We start from the raw sequence: 18,980 nt of genomic DNA on the forward strand, positions 1-18,980 counted from the left end.
CCGGTCAGCGGAAGGCGCGGTTGACGGCGGAGACGATGGCCTTCAGCGAGGCGGTGACGATGTTGGCGTCGATGCCGACGCCCCACAGGACGCGGCCGCCGATGGCGCATTCGACGTAGGAGGCGGCTTTCGCGTCCTCGCCGGAGGTCAGCGCGTGTTCGACGTAGTCCAGGACGCGTACGTCGATGCCGACGCCGCTGAGCAGGTTGGTGAAGGCGTCGATGGGGCCGTTGCCGACGCCTTCCAGGGTGGTGGTGCCGCCGTCGACGGACAGGTCGACGCGCAGCTGGTCCTTCTCCTCCACGGCCGAGGAGGAGTGGTGGCCCAGCAGCCGCAGCCGGCCCCAGGGGGCGGCCGGGTTCGGCAGGTATTCGTCGATGAAGCAGTCCCAGATCTCCTCGGGGGTGACCTCGCCGCCTTCGGCGTCGGTCTTGGCCTGGATGACCTGGGAGAATTCGATCTGTGCGCGGCGCGGCAGGTCCAGCTGGTGCTCGGTCTTCAGGATGTAGGCGACGCCGCCCTTGCCGGACTGGGAGTTGACGCGGATCACGGCCTCGTAGGTGCGGCCGACGTCCTTGGGGTCGATGGGCAGGTAGGGCACGGCCCAGACGATCTCGTCGACGGTCTTGCCGGCGGTCGCGGCGTCCCGCTCCAGGTGTTCGAAGCCCTTCTTGATGGCGTCCTGGTGGGAGCCGGAGAAGGCGGTGTAGACCAGGTCGCCGCCGTAGGGGTGGCGGGGGTGGACGGGCAGCTGGTTGCAGTATTCGACGGTGCGGCGGACCTCGTCGATGTCGGAGAAGTCGATCTGCGGGTCGACGCCCTGGGAGAACAGGTTCAGGCCCAGGGTGACCAGGCAGACGTTGCCGGTGCGTTCGCCGTTGCCGAACAGGCAGCCCTCGATGCGGTCGGCGCCGGCCTGGTAGCCCAGTTCGGCGGCGGCGACGGCGGTGCCGCGGTCGTTGTGGGGGTGCAGCGACAGCACGATGGAGTCGCGGCGTTCCAAGTTGCGGTGCATCCACTCGATGGAGTCGGCGTAGACATTGGGGGTGGCCATCTCGACGGTGGCCGGCAGGTTGATGATGACCTTGCGGTCGGGGGTGGGCTGCCACACCTCGGTGACGGCGTTGCACACCTCGACGGCGTACTCCAGCTCGGTGCCGGTGTAGGACTCGGGCGAGTACTCGAAGTAGATCTCGGTGCGGGTGCCGTCGGCGCGGGGCGGCATGGTGTCGGCGTACTGCTGGCAGACCTTGGCACCGTTGACGGCGATCTGGGTGATGCCGGCCTTGTCCAGGCCGAAGACGACGCGCCGCTGGAGGGTGGAGGTGGAGTTGTACAGGTGGACGATGGCCTGCTTGGCACCCCGGACCGATTCGAACGTGCGTTCGATCAGTTCTTCGCGGGCCTGGGTCAGCACCTGGATCACCACGTCGTCGGGGATCCGGTCCTCTTCGATGATCTGCCGCACGAAGTCGTAGTCGGTCTGCGAGGCGGCCGGGAACCCGACCTCGATCTCCTTGTAGCCCATGGCCACCAGCAGTTCGAACATCTTCAGCTTGCGGGCCGGGGACATCGGGTCGATCAGGGCCTGGTTGCCGTCGCGCAGGTCCACGGCGCACCAGCGCGGAGCCTGGGTGATCGCCTTGTCGGGCCAGGCCCGGTCCTGGATGCCGACCGGCGGGAACGGCACGTACTTGTGGATCGGCATGCCCGACGGCTGTTGCGGCTGTACTCGCATAGTGCTCAGAACTCCCTGGAGGTCTCCAACGACGGGGACGGCCGACGGCAACACGAACTGGCCGCGGCGAGGGAGCCGGCCTGTTGCTTCGTTCTACAGGCCCTCGCCGCGGCTGCTAAGGAGAAGCAGGCCGCGCAGGCAGGAGTTGCACATAGCGTTGCGACTCTATAGCGATCGTCTCACCTGGCGCACGCCGCGTCCGGGATCCGAGATACGCCGTCGCGGCACGCGGCTCCCACCTCGGACGTCACTCGATCAGAGTAATCGCAGGTCGGAGTATCGGCCAAAACGGTGACGCGGCCCCCGAAACCGCCCATAGTTAGCGCTATGACCTGGGGAATGACCAGCGCAAAGACCGCAGACCGGGCCGCTCGCGCCGAGCGTCCGGTGTTCTGCGGCATCGTCCCCCCGCACATCCTGAGCCGGCTCGCCGGCTCCGACCTGCACGTCGCCGACGCGGCCCGCCGGACCCTCGTCGCCGACGTGCGGCACCGGCTGACCCGCGGCGCGGTGCCGTGGGTCGGCGAGCGCCACCTGGCGCCGCCGGCCGGGGTCGACCACCGCGACGACCGATCCGTCTACGACGACCACGACACCGAGAATCTGCCGGGCTCGGAGGTCCGGGCCGAGGGCGCGCCGCCGACCGGCGACCGCAGCGCGGACGAGGCCTACGACGGGCTCGGTGCCACGTTCGACTTCTATCTGAAGGTCTACAAGCGGTGGTCGGTCGACGGCCAGGGCCTGCCGCTGAAGGGCACCGTGCACTACGGCGTCCAGTACGACAACGCGTTCTGGAACGGCTCGCAGATGGTGTTCGGCGACGGCGACGGGTCGGTGTTCGGCCGGTTCACGTCGTCGGTGGACGTCATCGGCCACGAGCTGACGCACGGGGTGACGCAGTACACCGCGAACCTGGTCTACCGGGGCCAGTCCGGGGCGCTGAACGAGTCGGTGTCCGACGTGTTCGGCTCCATGGTGAAGCAGTACCAGCTGGGCCAGGACGCGGCCGACGCGGACTGGCTGATCGGCGCCGGGCTGTTCCTGCCGTCGGTGCAAGGGGTGGCGCTGCGGTCGATGAAGGATCCGGGCACGGCGTACGACGACCCGAACATCGGCAAGGATCCGCAGCCGGCGGCGATGGCCGCCTATGTCGACACCTCCGACGACGACGGCGGCGTGCACATCAACTCCGGGATCCCGAACCGGGCGTTCTACCTGGCCGCGACCGGGATCGGCGGCAATTCCTGGGACGGCGCCGGGCTGATCTGGTACGACGTCCTGACCTCGCCGACGCTGCCGGCCGCCGCGACGTTCGCGACGTTCGGCACGGCGACGGTGCACGCGGCCGAGAAGCGGTTCGGGCGCAAGTCGCACCAGGCGCACGCGGTCGCCGCCGCTTGGCGGGAGGTGGGCGTCTCGGTGCACACCTGAGCGGCGCCGCCGGCACGCGCCGCCGAGGAGTGGGACCGAAGCACCTGGCCGAAGCGCATGACCAAAGCCTTCAGCCGAAGCCGTACCGCCAATAATGAATCGCCGCCGATGCAGGGCCCTGCCTAGCATCGGCGGCGATGACTATCGATATCCGAGAGCTCGACCCCGCGCAGCCGGAGACCCTGGCCGCGCTGCTGCCGGTCTTCCAGGCCGCGCTCGCTGTGGACGCCCCGCTTCATGCGCGGCCCGACACGGCCTTCATGCGGCTCGTCACCGCCGCGCGAGTGGATCAGCACCGCGTATTCCTGGCCGCCTACGACGACGGGGCGCCGATCGGCTACGGCTGCCTCATCCACAACCTCATCGTGAATCAGGACATGGTGTTCGCGGACATCTGGGTCCTGCCGGAGCGTCGCGCCGATGTGGCCGCGCCGCTGATCGAAGCGTTCAAGGAGTACGCCCGCGGCCGGGGCGCGACGCGTTTCGTCGGCGGGTCCACCGAGCCCGCCGCCGCCGGCTACGACCCGGTGTTCACCGCCGGAGGGGGCCGCAAAGTCGACGCGGACCAGCGTTCCCAACTGGACCTGACCACGATCGACCGCGACCAGTACGCCGCCTGGGCCGCACCGTCGGAGAAGAACGCGCACTACCGCGTCGAGAGCTGGCTGGCCCCCACCCCGGAGGACCTGCTTCCGGCGCTGGCGATCGCCGGGGAGGCGATGCACGACGCGCCCTCCACGCTCGAATTCGAGCATCCGCCGCCGGATGTCGACCGGCGGCGCCGGCGCGAGGCGTTCTTCGCCGCGCTGGATGTCCGCAAGTACAACATCGCGGCGTTCGCCGAGGACGGCGTGGTCGCCGGGTTCCACGAGGTGCTCGTCGTCCCCGGTTTCCGTATGGCCGACATCGACCACACCGCCGTCACGGCCCCGTTCCGCGGCCACGGCCTCGGCCTGCGGCTCAAGGCCGCCCTGACGCTGCGGCTGCTGGCCGACGAGCCGCACGTCGACCTGATCGGCACCTGGAACAACACCGACAACGAACCGATGCTGCGAGTGAACCAGACCTTGGGCTACCGGCCCGCGGAAGTCTGGAACACCTGGCAGTTCGACCTCTGAGATGACGACGCGATGACCATCGAGATCCGAGAACTGGACCCCCACGAGCCCGGCACCGACGCGGTGCTGCTGCCGGTCCTCCGGGCGGCGAGCGCCGTGGATTCCCCGCGGCATCCGGAGGCGAACGAAGCCTGGGTGCATTACATCAACGGGCCGCGGATCGCGCGGCATCGCACGGCCCTGGTCGCATTCGACGGTGCCGAAGCCGTCGGCTACGGCTTGTTGAACCAGGACCTGGAGTCGAACCAGGACATGGTGTATGGCGACATCTGGATCCGGCCGGAGCATCGGGCGGATACGACGGTGCCGTTGGTGGACGCGTTCAAGGCGTATACGCGCTCCCGTGGCGGCAAGCGGCTGGTGAGTGTGTTCAGCGAGCTCGCCGTGTCCGACTACGAGCAGGTGTTCGCGGCGGAGGGCGGGCGCCTGGTCAGCAGGGAGTGGCGTTCGCAGCTGGATCTTCGGGCGATCGATCGTGAGCGGTATGCGGCGTGGGCCGCGCCGTCGGAGAAGAACGCGCACTACCGGATCGAGTACTGGGTGACGCCGACGCCGGAGCATCTGCTGGAGGCGATGGTGAGGGCGAACGAGGCGATGCGGGACGCGCCGACCGGCGATCTGGCGTTCGAGTACCCGCCGCCGAGTGTGGATCGCCGCCGCCGCGCGGAGGCGCTTTCGGTGGCCTCCGGGGAGCGGAAGCACGTGGTCGCCGCGCTCACTGACGACGGGGTGGTCGCCGGGTTCCACGAGCTCTATGCGGCGCCGGGGTTCGGGATGGCCGACGTCGGCAACACCGGCGTTCCGGCCGGGTTCCGCGGCCACGGTCTCGGGTTGCGGCTGAAGGCGGATCTGGCGCTGCGGCTGGCGGCGGCGGAGCCGGAGATCGAGACGGTGAGCACCTGGAACGGTGCGGACAACGAGCCGATGCTGCGGGTGAACGAGGCGTTGGGGTACGAGCGGGCCGAGGCCTGGAGCAACTGGCAGTTCGACCTCTGATGTCAGAGTCCTGCGACGTGAGGCTCCGGGCGCGGGTCCCGGAGTCCTGGCAGGTCCCGGAGTCCCAGCGGGCCCCGGACTCCCAGCAAGTCCCGGACTCCTAAAAGCCCAGCTTCGCCAGCTGCTTGGGGTCACGCTGCCAGTCCTTGGCCACCTTCACGTGCAGGTCCAGGAACACCGGCGTGCCCAGCAGCGCCTCGATCTGCCGCCGGGCCCGCGAGCCGACCTCGCGCAGCCGCTCGCCGCCCTGGCCGATGACGATCGCCTTCTGGCTGGGCCGCTCCACGTAGAGGGTGGCGTGCACGTCCAGCAGCGGCCGGTCGGCCGGGCGGTCCTCGCGCAGCGTCATCTCCTCGACGGTGACCGCCAGCGAGTGCGGCAGCTCGTCGCGGACGCCCTCCAGCGCCGCCTCGCGCACCAGCTCGGCGACCATGATCTCCTCGGGCTCGTCGGTGAGCTCGCCGCCCGGGTACAGCGGCGGCGACTGCGGCAGCTGCTTCACCAGCAGGTCCTCCAGCAGCTGGATCTGGGTGTCGCGGACGGCCGAGACCGGGATCACCTCGGCCCACTCCACGCCGACCTCGCGGCCCAGCTCGACCAGGGCCAGCAGCTGCTCGGCGATCTGCTCCTTGGCGGCCTTGTCGGTCTTGGTGAGGATCGCCACCTTCGGGGTGCGGCGGATCTCGGCCAGCTCGGCGGCGATGAACCGGTCGCCGGGGCCGATCTTCTCGTCGGCCGGCACGCAGAAGCCGATCACGTCGACCTCGGCCCAGGTGGCGCGGACCTCGTCGTTCAGGCGGGCGCCGAGCAGCGTGCGCGGCTTGTGCAGGCCGGGCGTGTCGACGAGCACCAGCTGCGCGTCCTCGCGGTGCACGATGCCGCGCACGGTGTGCCGGGTGGTCTGCGGCCGCCCGGAGGTGATGGCCACCTTGGCGCCGACCACCGAGTTGGTCAGGGTGGACTTGCCGGCGTTGGGCCGCCCGACGAAGCAGGCGAACCCGGCGCGGAAGTCGTCGGGGAACTCGTCGCGCGGCGGGGAGTCGTCCCGCACGCCGCGGCCGTAGGCGGTCGGCGCGGGCTCGGAGTCGCGGACCCGGTCGGAGGTGACGCGGCGTTCGGCGAGCTGCTGGCTGCGCTTGACGCGCTCGGCCTTCTTCTTCGCCGCTTCGGCGTTCGCCGCCTGGCGGGACCGGGACCGTCCACTCGCGCTGCTCGTCATGGGGACCATTCTCCCCTACTCGGAGCGGTCTGCCGCCCGGGTGCGCCAAGAGCAGCCGGGCGGGGCCGGGGAACACGGCGCCGGGAGGTCGGCGCCGGGGCTTGGTGCCTGGACTTGGCGCCGGCTTTCGAGAGCTCGGCGCTAACGCTTGGGGTCGGCCAGGAACAGGCGCGGCTGCACACCGTTGGCCTTCATGTCCGCCGCCGCTTCCAAGTCCTCGCGCCGGAACTGCTTCTCCTCGCTGACCACGACCGCGGCCTCCAGCGCCTTAGCGCCGCTCGCCACGGCCATGGCGATGGCGGTCTGGAGGGCCGACAGCTTCAGCGCCGGGAGGTCCACGGTGGTGGCGACGTAGGTGCGGCCGGTCTCGTCACGGACGGCGGCGCCCTCGGCGGCGCCGTTGCGGGCGCGCTGGGCCTTGGCGAGGGTGAGGAGCTTGGCGTTCTCGGGGTCCAGCTGGGAGTCGGTCATGGCTCCACGCTATCGAGAAGGACCCGCCGGGACTTCGCAGCCCCACGGCAGCCCACGGCAGCCCCATGGCAGCCCCGCGAAGGAGAAAACCAAAAACTCGAAGGCCCCGGATCAAAGATCCGGGGCCTTCGCACCGAGCGGATGACGAGACTCGAACTCGCGACCCTCACCTTGGCAAGGTGATGCTCTACCAACTGAGCCACATCCGCATTGTGTTGTTGCCACCCGGTTTCCCTGGCGACGAGGAAAACTATAGCCCATGTCCGGGGTCGGTTCGCCACCCGGTTACCGCGGCGCGCGGAGCCGTCATCGGGAATCGCCTTCTGAACAGTGAACGAATCAGCGCGCCGATCCGATTTCGGATCGGCGCGCTGTGACGTTCTCGGACGCGCATTTGCGAAAGCTCAGCCCTGGTCCTGCGGAACCCGCTTCACCAAAACCGTCCCGATCCGCCGCCGCCGGCCCTCCGCCGACTCGGCGGTCAGCCGCAGCCCTTCCAGCTCGATCTGCGCCCCCGGGATCGGCACCCGGCCCAGGCGCTTGGCCATCAGGCCGCCGACGGTCTCCACGTCGTCGTCCTCGAGGTCGACGCCGAACAGCTCGCCGAGCTCGTCCACGCCCAGGCGCGACGTGACGCGCGCCGCGTCCGGGGACAGCCGCTCCACCGAGGGACGCTCCACGTCGTACTCGTCGGCGATCTCGCCGACGATCTCCTCCAGGATGTCCTCGATGGTGACCAGGCCGGCGGTGCCGCCGTACTCGTCGATGACCACGGCCAGGTGGATGTGCCCGGCCTGCATGTCGCGCAGCAGCTCGTCGGCGGGCTTGCTGTCCGGCACGCACACCGGGTCGCGCATCACCGACTCCACCTCCTCCAGCGTCTCGCCGCTGGGGTGCTCGTGGATGCGCCGCACCAGGTCCTTGAGGTAGACGATGCCGACCACGTCGTCGGCGTTCTCGCCGCACACCGGGATCCGGGAGAAGCCGCTGCGCAGCGCCAGCGACAGGGCCTGGCGCAGGGTCTTGTGCCGCTCGATGAACACCATGTCGGTGCGCGGCACCATCACCTCGCGCACCAGCGTGTCGCCGAGCTCGAAGACCGAGTGCACCATGCGGCGCTCCTCGTCCTCGATGACGCTGTTCGCCTCGGCCAGGTCCACCAGGGCGCGCAGCTCGGCCTCGGAGGCGAACGGGCCCTCGCGGAAGCCGCGGCCCGGTGTCACCGCGTTGCCGATCACGATCAGCAGCTGGGCCAGCGGGCCGAGGATCTTCTGCAGCAGCGCCAGCGGGCCGGCGAAGGCCAGCGCCACCCGCACCGAGTGCTGGCGGCCGATGGTGCGCGGCATCACGCCGACGAAGATGTAGGAGACCGCGATCATGATCCCGATCGCGGCGAAGGTGGCGCCCCAGACCGAGTCGACGCGGCGCACGCAGAGCACGGTGACCAGGACGGTGGCGGCGATCTCGCAGGCCACCCGGAGCAGCAGCACCAGGTTCAGCACCCGGGCCGGGTCGTCGACCAGCTCCTGGAGCCGGCCGGCGCGGGGCACGCCCTCCTCGACCAGCTCGGCGGCCCGGACCCGGGAGACCCGGGACAGCGCGGCGTCGGCGCAGGCCGAGAACCCGGCGACGGCGACCAGCGCCACCACGGCGACGATCTCCCAAAAGAGCAGGGCACTCATGCGGCGCTCCCGCGGACCCGAGTGCCCTGCGTACGTCTATGACTGCTCATCGAGCGCCGGACCTGGCCTTCCATCCTCGCAGCAGCTGCTTCTGCAGCCCGAACATCTCGGCTTCCTCGTCCGGCTCGGCGTGGTCGTAGCCGAGCAGGTGCAAGATCCCGTGGGTGGTGAGCAGCCGCAGCTCGTCGGCGGTGCCGTGGCCGGCGTCCTTGGCCTGCTTGACCGCCACCTCCGGGCACAGCACGACGTCCCCGAGCAGGCCCGGGACCGGCTCGTTGTCGTCCTCGGCGCGGGCCGGGCGCAGCTCGTCCATGGGGAAGGAGAGCACGTCGGTCGGGCCGGGCTCGTCCATCCACTGGATGTGCAGCTGCTCCATCGCGGCGGTGTCCACCAGCAGGATGGACAGCTCGGCCATCGGATGGATGCCCATCTCGCCGAGCACGTACCGGGCCACCCCGACCAGCTCCTCGGCGTCCACGCCCTGGTCGGGGCCGTAGTCGGTCTCGTTGGCGATGTCGATCGACATGGGACTAGCGCCTCTTCCTCGTGGCGTCCCCGCCCCGGCCGCCGTGCTCCTGGACCGCGTCGTAGCGCCCGTAGGCGTCGACGATGTCCCCCACCAGCCGGTGCCGCACGACATCGGCACTGGTCAACTCCGCGAAATGGATGTCCTCCACGTCGGACAGGATATTGCGCACGACCCGCAGCCCGGACTCGGTGCCGCCGGGCAGGTCGACCTGCGTCACGTCGCCGGTGACGACGATCTTGGAGCCGAAGCCGAGCCGGGTGAGGAACATCTTCATCTGCTCGGGGGAGGTGTTCTGCGCCTCGTCGAGGATGATGAATGCGTCATTGAGGGTCCGTCCACGCATATATGCCAGCGGAGCCACCTCGATAACCCCGGCCGCCATCAGCCGAGGAATACTGTCCGGGTCGATCATGTCGTGCAGCGCGTCGTAGAGCGGGCGCAGGTACGGGTCGATCTTCTCGTACAGGGTGCCGGGCAGGAAGCCGAGCTTCTCGCCGGCCTCGACCGCGGGGCGGGTCAGGATGATGCGGTTGACCTGCTTGCTCTGCAGCGCCTGCACGGCCTTGGCCATGGCCAGGTAGGTCTTGCCGGAGCCGGCCGGGCCGATGCCGAAGACGATGGTGTTGCGGTCGATGGCGTCGACGTAGGTCTTCTGGTTCAGCGTCTTGGGGCGGATGGTGCGGCCCCGGTTGCTGAGGATGTTCTGGGTCAGCACCTCGGCCGGGCGCTGGCCGTCGACGTCGGCCTCGCCGCTGCGGAGCATCTGGATGGAGCGCTCGACGCCGTCCTCGGTGAGCGGGGCGCCGGTGCGGAGCATCAGCAGCATCTCCTCGAACAGGCGCTGGACCAGGCCCACCTCGGCCGGGCTGCCGGCCGCGGTGACCTGGTTGCCGCGGGCGTGGATGTCGACGCCCGGGAAGGCCTTCTCGATCACCCGGAGCAGACCGTCGCCGGCGCCGAAGACGGTGACCAGGGGGTGGCCGGACGGTATCTCGATCTTGGCCTGGACGACGCCGGGCGCCACCTGTTCGGCGCTGCCGGCGCTGCCGGCGCCGGGGTGGCCGGCGCGCGGGGTGCCGCCGTTCGAGCCCGCGCGGCCGGCGTCGGCCGGCTTCCCGTTGCGGTCCGCGGCCGAGGACTGGCGGCCCTTGCCGGAGCGCGGTGCGGTGTTGTCTGCCATAGGAACGGCCGTACGGCCTTTGATCACTCTCCCGGTTTCGTGGTGCCTCCATGCTAGCCCGCACCCCGGCGACCAGGGCGGGAGATTTTCCGCGCCTCCCCTTTTCGTCATCTTGACACTATGCTATGGTCGAAGCGGGTTATCGTCAGGTAGACGATAACGGACGGGCGACGAGAAGGCGACGGACATGGGCAGCGGACGCTGGGACTATGACGCATACGAGGCCGCCGAGGTCTACCGGAAGGCCAACGGCCGAAGCGCCTTCGACTACAACGACCGGGTGCTTTCCCGCACCCCGCGCAACCAGTGGCGCGCGCACCCGAGCCTGGAGCCCTACGGCGTCGACGTCCGGGAGAGCCGGGACAGCGCCGAGCACCCGGCGTCCTTGGCCATCTCGGTCCTCTTCGACGTCACCGGCTCCATGGGCGGCGTGCCCCGGGTGTTGCAGACCAAGCTCGCCGACCTGCACGGCCTGCTGCTGCGCAAGCGCTACGTCGACCACCCGCAGATCATGTTCGGCGCCATCGGCGACGCCTACTCCGACCGGGTGCCGCTGCAGATCGGCCAGTTCGAGTCCGACAACCGGATGGACGAGCAGCTCGGCGCCATCGTGCTGGAGGGCGGCGGCGGGGGCCAGATGCGCGAGTCCTACGAGCTCGCCATGTACTTCATGGCCCACCACACCTCCCTGGACTGCCACGAGAAGCGCGGCAAGCGCGGCTACCTGTTCATCATCGGCGACGAGATGGCCTACCCCAGCGTCAACCCGCAGCACGTCTCCCGGATCCTGGGCTACCGCCCCGACCACGGCCGCCCCGGCGACCGGCCCGGCGAGCGCCCCGGCCGCGGCGCGTTCCTGGCCACGCCGGTGGAGGAGGTGGTGCGGGAGCTGACCCGCAAGTTCGACGTCTACTACATCCTGCCCGAGGGCTCCTCCTACGTCGGCAACGACGAGGTGCTCGGCTCCTGGCGCGCGCTGCTGGGCCAGAACGTGATCCAGCTCGACGACCTGGACGCGGTCTGCGAGACCATCGCGCTGACCATCGGCCTGGCCGAGGACCGGATCGACCTGGACGCCGGGCTGGAGGATCTGCGCGACGTCGGGTCGGCGGCGGGCCGGTCGGTGGAGCGGGCGCTGGGCGGGCTGGAGTCCCGGCGGGGCCGCGACCGGCGCGATCCGCGGGACCGCCGCGCCGCGCGCCGCGACCACCGCCCCGCCGGCGGCGCCGCCGGCGACACCCAGGATCCGGCCGTCCGGTTCCTGCGGGCGCAGGGCGCCGGCTTCACCTACGACGCCGGCTATGACGGCCGCGCGTGAGGGGGGATCTGATCCGATGACGACCGCCCCGGACGCGATCGGCACCAAGCACGCGATCGTCGTCGACCTCGGGTTCGGCGACGCCGGCAAGGGCTCGACGGTGGACTGGCTCTGCTCCCCCGCTGTCCGCCCCGCCGCCGCGGGGGTGCGGCGGGGCGGGCCGGCGTCGCCGGAGCGCGCAGTGCCGGCCCCGGCGGCGCCCGCCTCCCGCGCCACCCCCGACGCGTTCGACAGACGCGCCGCGGACCCCGACGCCTCGCCGTACCGCGCCGTCATCCGCTTCAACGGCGGCGCGCAGGCCGGGCACAACGTCGTCACCCCCGACGGCCGCCACCACACCTTCGCGCAGTTCGGCGCCGGCACCCTGCACGGCGTGCCGACCCACCTGTCCCGGTTCATGCTGGTCGCGCCGTTCGCCCTGGCCGCCGAGGCCGCGCACCTGGCCGAGCTCGGCGTCCCGCGGCCCTTCGACCTGCTGTCGGCCGACTCCCGCGCCCTGCTCACCACCCCGTACCACCGTGCCGCGAACCGCGTGCGCGAGGCCGCCCGGGACCGCACCCCCGGCGCGACCCGTCACGGCAGCTGCGGCATGGGGATCGGCGAGACGGTCTCCTTCTCCCTGGCCGTCTCGCCCGATAAGCCACCCCGGGTGGGCGACTGCCGCAGCCGGCCGACCCTGATCAGGAAGCTGACGGAGCTGCGCGACCACCTGGCCGCCGATCTGGAGCTGTCGGGCCTGCGCCTGCCGGACGACGTGCCGAGCCCGGACTGCTGCGCGGACGTCTACCAGGCGTTCGCCGAGCGGGTCCGGATCGTCGACGAGGAGCGCACCGGCTACCTGGCCGCGCTGCTGGCCTCCGGACCGTGCGTGTTCGAGGGCGCGCAGGGGGTGCTGCTGGACGAGTGGTACGGCTTCCACCCGCACACCACCTGGTCCACGACCACCTTCGCCAACGCCGAGCAGCTGCTGACCGAGTCCGGCCAGGACCTCGACGCGGCGATCCGCCTGGGCGTGGTCCGCACCTACACCACGCGGCACGGCGCCGGGCCGCTGGTCACCGAGGACGCCGCGCTGGCCCCGGACCTGCCGGAGCCGCACAACGAGACCGGCGCCTGGCAGGGCGCGTTCCGGATCGGGCACTTCGACGCCGTGGCGCACCGCTACGCGCTGGACGTGTGCGGCGGCGCCGACGCGCTCGTGGTCACGCACGCCGACGCCGCCGCCGAGGGCCGCCGCCTGTGCTGGGCCTACCGGACCTCGCCGGACGTGCCGCCGATGACGAAGCTGCCGCGCAGCCTGCTGCCGGACCTGGACTACCAGCGGCTGCTCACCAAGACCGTCTCGAAGGCGGCGCCGCTGTACCAGGAGGGGCCGCACGACCCGCGGGACTGGCCGGACGCGATCGGCGAGGCGCTGGCGACGCCGGTCGGGCTGGTCTCGCACGGGCCGACCTGGCGGCACAAGGCGGTGCGGCAGCCCTGCACGAATTGAGACGGCGAACGCGTCTCAGCCCCACCTCAGCGCAGCCAGCCCGCGAAGCGTCTCAGTTCCCGAAGGTACTGAGGAAGTCGCCGCCGAGCACGTGCGCGTGCACGTGGAACACGGTCTGCCCGGCGTGCGCGCCGGTGTTGAACACGACGCGGTAGCCGTCGTCGGCGATGCCCTCGGCCTTGGCCACCTCGCCGGCCTCGACCAGCAGCGCGGCGGACAACTCCGGCGCGTTGGCGGCCAGTTCGGCGGCGTTGGCGTAGTGCGCGCGCGGCACGACCAGGTCGTGGATGTCGGCCTGCGGATTGATGTCCTTGAACGCGACCGTGTCCTCGGTCTGGCGCACCACCGCGGCCGGGATGTCCCCGGCCACGATCTTGCAGAACAGGCAGTCGGCAACCGGCTGTCCGTCGGCCATCGTGTCCTCCATCAGCCCTCATCGGCGCCGTCGATCGAAGATTCCCGGCGATAGGCTACGGCACTATGCGCCCCCTCGACGGCTTCATCCCGGTCACCAGCCCGGTCGGCACGGCCCCGGACGTCCCCGATCTCGCCGACGACGCGGCGGCCCCGGTCAAGGGGTTCGCCTCGGAGACCGCGGTCGCCCCGGGCGAGCCGATCGACTTCCACATCTCGGTGGCCGAGCCGTCGACGGTGACCGTCGACGTCTACCGGGTGGGCCACTTCGGCGACGAGCGGACCGAGCTGCTGGGCAGCAGCGAGCCGATCGCGGCCGTGGTCCAGCCGGCGCCGGTCACCGATGCCGGGACCGGCCTGATCACCTGTCCGTGGACGGCGTCGTGGCGGCTGAACGTGCCCCACGACTGGAAGTCCGGCGCGTATCTGGCGGTGCTGCGCACCGACGGCGGCGCGAACTACGTGCCCTTCGTCGTGCGGAACCTGCGCAACCACGCCAGCTGGCTGGTCGTCGTGCCGTTCGCCTGCTACCAGGCGTACAACATGTATCCGTTCGACGGCGCGCGCGGGAAGAACCTGTACTACGGGTTCGACGGCGAGGGCGAGCAGTCCAGCGCGCTGCGGGCCCAGGCGGTGTCCTTCCAGCGGCCCTACGAGCTGACCGGCATGCCGCGCGAGGCCGAGCGGGTCCACGACTTCATCGTCTGGGCCGAGCGCCAGGGTTACGACCTGGAATACGCGACGAGCGCCGATCTCAACGACGGCCGCGTCGATCCGCTGGACTACAAGGGCCTGATCTTCCCCGGCCATGACGAGTACTGGTCGGCGGGGATGCGCAAGACGCTGGTCCGGGCGTTCGACGGCGGGGTGTCGGCGGTGTTCCTCCAGGCGAACAACGCGTACTGGCACATCCGGTACGAGGGTTCGACGATCACCTGCTATAAGTCGCGCCAGGATCCGGTGAAGAACAAGCGTCCGGGGCAGACGGTGATGTGGCGGGATCTGCGGCTGCCGGAGCAGGAGTTGCTGGGCGCGCAGTACGTGAGCGTGGTCAAGGACGACGCGCCGCTGGTGGTGGCGAACGCGGACCACTGGTTCTGGCAAGCGGCGGGCGTCGCGGAGGGCGAGGCGTTCCCGGGGCTGGTCGGCGGTGAGGCGGACAGCGTTCAGGAGAAGTATCAGAAGGCGGATTCGTCGGAGTTCACGATCCTGTCCCGGTCGCCGTACACCGACGGCGCGGGCGGCGACCGGGTGCAGCACACGGTGCTGCACCGCAAGCCGAGCGGGGCGTGGGTGTTCGACGCGGGCACGTTCTACTGGCCGGTGGCGTTGGGCCGGGCGGGTCAGGTGGATCCGCGGATCGAGGCGGCGACGGCGGCGTTGTTGGCGCGGATCGCGGCCGGGGACGGTCTGGCCTCGCCCGGCGCGCGGCGGCGGGCGGCGCTGGCGGCGGCGCTGAAGCGGGAGGCGAGTCCGGCGGCGGTGTCGGCGAAGGCGAAGCCGGTGGTGAAGCGGGTGGGCCGGAAGGTGAAGCGCACGTTGAAGCGGTCGTCATGAGGACCCGGATATCTCGGATATCTCGGATAACGCGGATAACGCGGATCCGGCGGGGTTCGGCGCCCTCGATGGCCAAGCCGGTGCGGCGGGTGCGGCTGGACCCGTTGACGGCGGAGGACTATCCGGCGTGGGAGGCGCACGTCGTGGACGGCTATGCCGAGTCGCAGGTCCGTTCAGGGCAGTGGGCTCCGGACACCGCACACGGCCTGGCGTTGGAGGCCACGCGGGAGTTGCTGCCGCAGGGGGCGGCGACGCCCGGGCAGCATCTGTGGATCGCGCGCGATGCCGAGACCGGGGCCAAGGTCGGCGGGCTGTGGATCGCGATGCGGTTTCGGGGCGGCCTCATGGAGGCGTTCGTCTTCGATGTGCATGTGGACCCGGGTCAGCAGGGCGGCGGGTACGGCAGGGCGATCATGGAGGCCGGCGCGGAGGAGGCAAAGCGTTTGGGGGCGGATGTCGTCGCGTTGAACGTGTTCGGCTACAACGACCGCGCCTACAGCCTCTACAAGAGCCTCGGCTACGAGGTCACGAATCGCCACATGCGGCTGCCGCTGTAGCCGATAGCGCCGCTAGCGCTGGTCGAGTCCGGCGCTAGCCGGCCGTAACCCTGGCCCCGGCTGCGAGGCCGGCCCTAGCCCCAGCGTCCCGACCGGGCCAGCACGACGGTGGCGGCGGCGGTACCGGCGGTGGAGGTCCGCAGCACGGTCGGGCCCATCTTGTAGGCGGTCGCGCCGGCGGCTTCGAAGGCGGCCATCTCCTGCGGCAAGATCGAGCCCTCGGGGCCGATCACCATGACGATCTCCCCGGCCGGGACCACGTCGAGCCGCGCCAGCGGGGTCTCGGCGTCCTCGTGCAGGATCAGCGCCTGGTCGGCGGCGGCCAGCAGTTTCGCGACCTCGGCGGTGCTGTGCAGCGCGGCGATGTCGGGCCACCAGCCGCGCCGGGACTGCTTCGCCGCCTCACGCGCGGTGGCGCGCCACTTGTTCAGGGCTTTCTCGCCGCGCTCGCCCTTCCACTGCACGATCGAGCGGCTCGCGGCCCACGGCACGACGGCGTCCACGCCGATCTCGGTCATGGTCTCCACGGCGGTCTCGCCGCGGTCGCCCTTGGGCAGCGCCTGCACGACGGTGATCCGCGGCGCGGGGGCGGGTTCGCGGGTGACGGCGCGGACGTCCAGTTCGAGCCAGTCCTTGTGGGCGACGGCCACGACGCACTCGGCGACCGCGCCGCGGCCGTCGGCGAGGTCGACCCGCTCCCCGGCGGTGAGACGGCGCACGAGAGCGGCGTGGCGGCCCTCAGGGCCGTCCAGGCGGACGCGGGCGCCTCGGCCGGCGCTCTGGGCCGTCTGGTCGCTCTGGGCCGTCTGGGCGGTCTCGACGGCTCCGGCGTCCTGCCAGAAGAAGACCGGTGCGGTGCTCACGTGCGTCCCTCGGGTCGATGTTCGGTGCGCTGGGTGCGTTCGATGAGCTCAGTGCGCTCAGTGCGCTCGCCGCGCCACGGGGCCGCACAGGCCCGGCACGGGCCCGGCCGGACGGCCCGTGGGCCCATCCGGCCGTCCCCGGCTCAGCGTGCGTTGAAGGCGTCCCGCAGCCGCGAGAACAGCTTCTGCTGGCCCGGGGCGAACTCCCCGGAGGCCCGCTCCTCGCCGCGCAGCTTGGCCAGCCGCCGCAGCAGGTCCTCCTGCTCGGCGTCGAGCTTGGTCGGGGTCTTCACCTCGACGTGCACGATCAGGTCGCCGCGCCCGGCCCCGCGCAGGTGCTGGATGCCGCGGCCGCGCAGGGTGATCGCGTGGCCGGACTGGGTGCCCGGGCGCACGTCGATCTCGGCGGGGCCGTCCAGGGTCTCCAGCGGCAGCTTGGCGCCGAGCGACGCGGCCGTCATCGGCAGCGTCACCGTGCAGTGCAGGTCGTCGCCGCGCCGCTGGAATATCGGGTGCGGCAGCTCGACGATCTCGATGAACAGGTCGCCGGCCGGGCCGCCGCCGGGGCCGACCTCGCCCTCGCCGGCCAGCTGGATCCGGGTGCCGTTGTCCACGCCCGGCGGGATCTTGACGGTCAGCTTGCGGCGGGTGCGGACCCGGCCCTCGCCGGAGCACTCCGGGCAGGGGCTGGGGACCACGGTGCCGAAGCCCTGGCACTGCGGGCACGGCCGCGAGGTCATGACCTGGCCCAGGAAGGAGCGCGTGACCTGGGAGACCTCGCCGCGGCCGTTGCACATGTCGCAGGTCACCGGGTGGGTGCCCGGGGCCGAGCCCTCGCCGGAGCAGGCCACGCAGATGACCGCGGTGTCCACCGAGATCTCCCGGGCCGCGCCGAAGGCGGCGTCGGCCAGCTCGATCTCGATCCGGATCAGCGCGTCGTTGCCCTTGCGGACCCGCGAGCGCGGGCCGCGGGCGGTGGCACCGCCGAAGAAGGCGTCCATGATGTCCGTGAAGCCGAAACCGGCGAACCCGGCCCCGGCGCCCCCGGAGCGGGGATCGCCGCCCAGGTCGTACATCTGGCGCTTCTGCGGGTCCGACAGGACCTCGTAGGCCATGCCTATCTCTTTGAACCGCTCCTGCGTCCCGGGGTCCGGGTTCACGTCCGGGTGCAGTTCACGGGCCAGGCGCCGGTACGCCTTCTTGATCTCGTCCTGCGTGGCGTCCCGGCGCACACCCAGGACCGCGTAGTAATCCGTCGACACCGACATGCCCTCGCTAGACTCCGCCCTCGAACCGCTTCGAATACACGCTACGTGGTGCCCACCCGTCGCCCGATCACCGCCCCACCGGGAGGCGCTGCGCGCCGCAGCATAAATCAGGTCTCAGCCAGTATGCGCCCCACATAGGCGGCCACGGCGGTGACCGCACCCATCATGCCCGGGTAATCCATCCGTGTGGGTCCCAGGACGCCCAGGTGGGCGACCACGTCCTCGCCGCGGCCGTACCCGCTGGCCACCACGGATGTGGAGACCAGGCCCTCGTGCGCGTTCTCGTGCCCGATCCGCACGGTCAGGCCGGACTGCGCCTCGCCGAACAGCCGCAGCAGCACCACCTGTTCCTCCAGCGCCTCCAGCACCGGGTACACGGTGTCGGGGAAGTCGTGGCGGAACCGGGCCAGGTTGGCGGTGCCGGCCATCACGATCCGCTCCTCGCGCTGCTCCACCACCGCGTCCAGCAGGGTGGCGGTGAGCGCGGCGACCCAGTTCCGGTCCGGCTGGGCGAAGCGTTCGGCGAAGTCGGCCAGCAGCGTCGGCACGTCGCTCAGGTGCTGGGCGACCACCTCGGCGTTGAGGCGGGCCCGCACGTCGGCCACGGTGCTCTCGGGCACCGGGGCGCCGGTGTCGACGATCCGCTGCTCCACCCGGCCGGTGTCGGTGATCAGCACCAGCATGATCCGGCTCGGGGTGAGCGGCACCAGTTCGACGTGCCGCACCGCCGACCGGGTCAGCGACGGGTACTGCACCACCGCGACCTGCTGCGTTATCTGGGCCAGCAGCCGCACGGTGCGGGCCACCACGTCGTCGAGGTCGACCGCGCCGTCCAGGAACGAGTGGATGGCCCGCCGCTCGGCCACCGACAACGGCTTGACCTGCGAGAGCCGGTCCACGAACAGGCGATAGCCCTTGTCCGTGGGCACCCGCCCGGCGCTGGTGTGCGGCTGGTGGATGTAGCCCTCGTCCTCCAGCGCCGCCATCTCGTTGCGTATGGTCGCCGGCGATACGCCGATGTTGTGGCGCTCGACCAAGGCCTTGGAACCGACCGGCTCCCTGGTGGCGACATAGTCCTGCACGATGGCGCGGAGCACGTCGAGCTTGCGCTCGTCCAGCCTGTTCTCGGTCGTCACACCCGCCTCCG

17 protein-coding genes and 1 tRNA gene are annotated in these 18,980 nt (G+C 71.1%); 7 read left to right on the plus strand and 11 right to left on the minus strand.

Annotation, left to right across the window (positions count from 1 at the left end; translation table 11 throughout):
* Nucleotides 1–4: 4 nt before the first annotated feature.
* The gene (leuA, locus tag ABD481_RS17230) at nt 5–1,738 is read right to left on the minus strand and encodes a 2-isopropylmalate synthase (RefSeq protein WP_344666679.1); all 1,734 of its coding nucleotides are present in this window, start codon (nt 1,736–1,738) and stop codon (nt 5–7) included.
* Between the two features lie 339 nt (nt 1,739–2,077).
* Here leuA and ABD481_RS17235 point away from each other — a divergent pair, with 339 nt between their 5' ends.
* The 3 genes from ABD481_RS17235 (at nt 2,078) to ABD481_RS17245 (ending at nt 5,283) form a co-directional block, all read left to right on the plus strand.
* Complete coding sequence (locus ABD481_RS17235; RefSeq protein WP_344666680.1) at nt 2,078–3,169, plus strand: M4 family metallopeptidase; 1,092 nt, start codon at nt 2,078–2,080, stop codon at nt 3,167–3,169.
* A gap of 137 nt (nt 3,170–3,306) precedes the next feature.
* Nucleotides 3,307–4,287 (plus strand): GNAT family N-acetyltransferase, encoded by a 981-nt coding sequence (locus ABD481_RS17240; RefSeq protein WP_344666681.1) that lies wholly within the window; start codon nt 3,307–3,309, stop codon nt 4,285–4,287.
* 12 nt (nt 4,288–4,299) lie between these two features.
* On the plus strand, nt 4,300–5,283 hold the full coding sequence (locus ABD481_RS17245) for a hypothetical protein (RefSeq protein WP_344666682.1): 984 nt from the start codon (nt 4,300–4,302) through the stop codon (nt 5,281–5,283).
* Between the two features lie 100 nt (nt 5,284–5,383).
* Here ABD481_RS17245 and era read toward each other — a convergent pair whose 3' ends face one another.
* The 6 genes from era to ABD481_RS17275 all read right to left on the minus strand — a co-directional run bounded on the left by era (nt 5,384) and on the right by ABD481_RS17275 (nt 10,364).
* Nucleotides 5,384–6,511 carry a GTPase Era gene (gene era, locus ABD481_RS17250; RefSeq protein ID WP_344666683.1) on the minus strand — a complete coding sequence of 376 codons (1,128 nt, stop codon included), beginning with the start codon at nt 6,509–6,511 and terminating at the stop codon, nt 5,384–5,386.
* 132 nt (nt 6,512–6,643) lie between these two features.
* Nucleotides 6,644–6,973 (minus strand): cytidine deaminase, encoded by a 330-nt coding sequence (locus tag ABD481_RS17255; protein ID WP_344666684.1) that lies wholly within the window; start codon nt 6,971–6,973, stop codon nt 6,644–6,646.
* Between the two features lie 136 nt (nt 6,974–7,109).
* Nucleotides 7,110–7,182, minus strand: a tRNA-Gly gene (locus tag ABD481_RS17260).
* A gap of 195 nt (nt 7,183–7,377) precedes the next feature.
* The gene (locus tag ABD481_RS17265) at nt 7,378–8,655 is read right to left on the minus strand and encodes a hemolysin family protein (protein ID WP_344666685.1); all 1,278 of its coding nucleotides are present in this window, start codon (nt 8,653–8,655) and stop codon (nt 7,378–7,380) included.
* Nucleotides 8,656–8,701: 46 nt separating this feature from the next.
* Nucleotides 8,702–9,181 (minus strand): rRNA maturation RNase YbeY, encoded by a 480-nt coding sequence (gene ybeY, locus ABD481_RS17270; RefSeq protein WP_344666686.1) that lies wholly within the window; start codon nt 9,179–9,181, stop codon nt 8,702–8,704.
* Between the two features lie 4 nt (nt 9,182–9,185).
* Nucleotides 9,186–10,364 carry a PhoH family protein gene (locus ABD481_RS17275; RefSeq protein ID WP_344666687.1) on the minus strand — a complete coding sequence of 393 codons (1,179 nt, stop codon included), beginning with the start codon at nt 10,362–10,364 and terminating at the stop codon, nt 9,186–9,188.
* A gap of 187 nt (nt 10,365–10,551) precedes the next feature.
* On the opposite strand from ABD481_RS17275, the gene ABD481_RS17280 reads away from it, so the two are divergent.
* Nucleotides 10,552–11,682 carry a hypothetical protein gene (locus ABD481_RS17280; RefSeq protein WP_344666688.1) on the plus strand — a complete coding sequence of 377 codons (1,131 nt, stop codon included), beginning with the start codon at nt 10,552–10,554 and terminating at the stop codon, nt 11,680–11,682.
* Between the two features lie 16 nt (nt 11,683–11,698).
* Complete coding sequence (locus ABD481_RS17285) at nt 11,699–13,174, plus strand: adenylosuccinate synthetase (RefSeq protein WP_344666689.1); 1,476 nt, start codon at nt 11,699–11,701, stop codon at nt 13,172–13,174.
* 52 nt (nt 13,175–13,226) lie between these two features.
* Here ABD481_RS17285 and ABD481_RS17290 read toward each other — a convergent pair whose 3' ends face one another.
* On the minus strand, nt 13,227–13,601 hold the full coding sequence (locus tag ABD481_RS17290; RefSeq protein WP_425559200.1) for a histidine triad nucleotide-binding protein: 375 nt from the start codon (nt 13,599–13,601) through the stop codon (nt 13,227–13,229).
* A 53-nt stretch (nt 13,602–13,654) separates the two neighbouring features.
* On the opposite strand from ABD481_RS17290, the gene ABD481_RS17295 reads away from it, so the two are divergent.
* On the plus strand, nt 13,655–15,145 hold the full coding sequence (locus tag ABD481_RS17295; protein WP_344666690.1) for a N,N-dimethylformamidase beta subunit family domain-containing protein: 1,491 nt from the start codon (nt 13,655–13,657) through the stop codon (nt 15,143–15,145).
* A 68-nt stretch (nt 15,146–15,213) separates the two neighbouring features.
* A complete protein-coding gene (locus ABD481_RS17300; protein ID WP_344666691.1) occupies nt 15,214–15,702 on the plus strand; it encodes a GNAT family N-acetyltransferase in 489 nt (162 codons plus the stop codon).
* Between the two features lie 74 nt (nt 15,703–15,776).
* Here ABD481_RS17300 and ABD481_RS17305 read toward each other — a convergent pair whose 3' ends face one another.
* The 3 genes from ABD481_RS17305 to hrcA all read right to left on the minus strand — a co-directional run bounded on the left by ABD481_RS17305 (nt 15,777) and on the right by hrcA (nt 18,969).
* Nucleotides 15,777–16,565: a 16S rRNA (uracil(1498)-N(3))-methyltransferase gene (locus ABD481_RS17305; protein WP_344666692.1), complete on the minus strand. Its 789-nt coding sequence runs from the start codon at nt 16,563–16,565 to the stop codon at nt 15,777–15,779.
* Nucleotides 16,566–16,708: 143 nt separating this feature from the next.
* Entirely contained in the window at nt 16,709–17,827 is a 1,119-nt protein-coding gene (gene dnaJ, locus ABD481_RS17310; RefSeq protein ID WP_344666721.1) for a molecular chaperone DnaJ, read from the minus strand.
* 113 nt (nt 17,828–17,940) lie between these two features.
* A complete protein-coding gene (gene hrcA, locus ABD481_RS17315; RefSeq protein WP_344666693.1) occupies nt 17,941–18,969 on the minus strand; it encodes a heat-inducible transcriptional repressor HrcA in 1,029 nt (342 codons plus the stop codon).
* Nucleotides 18,970–18,980 lie beyond the last annotated feature (11 nt).

It is taken from the genome of Catenulispora yoronensis (assembly GCF_039531695.1).
GTDB lineage: Bacteria > Actinomycetota > Actinomycetes > Streptomycetales > Catenulisporaceae > Catenulispora > Catenulispora yoronensis.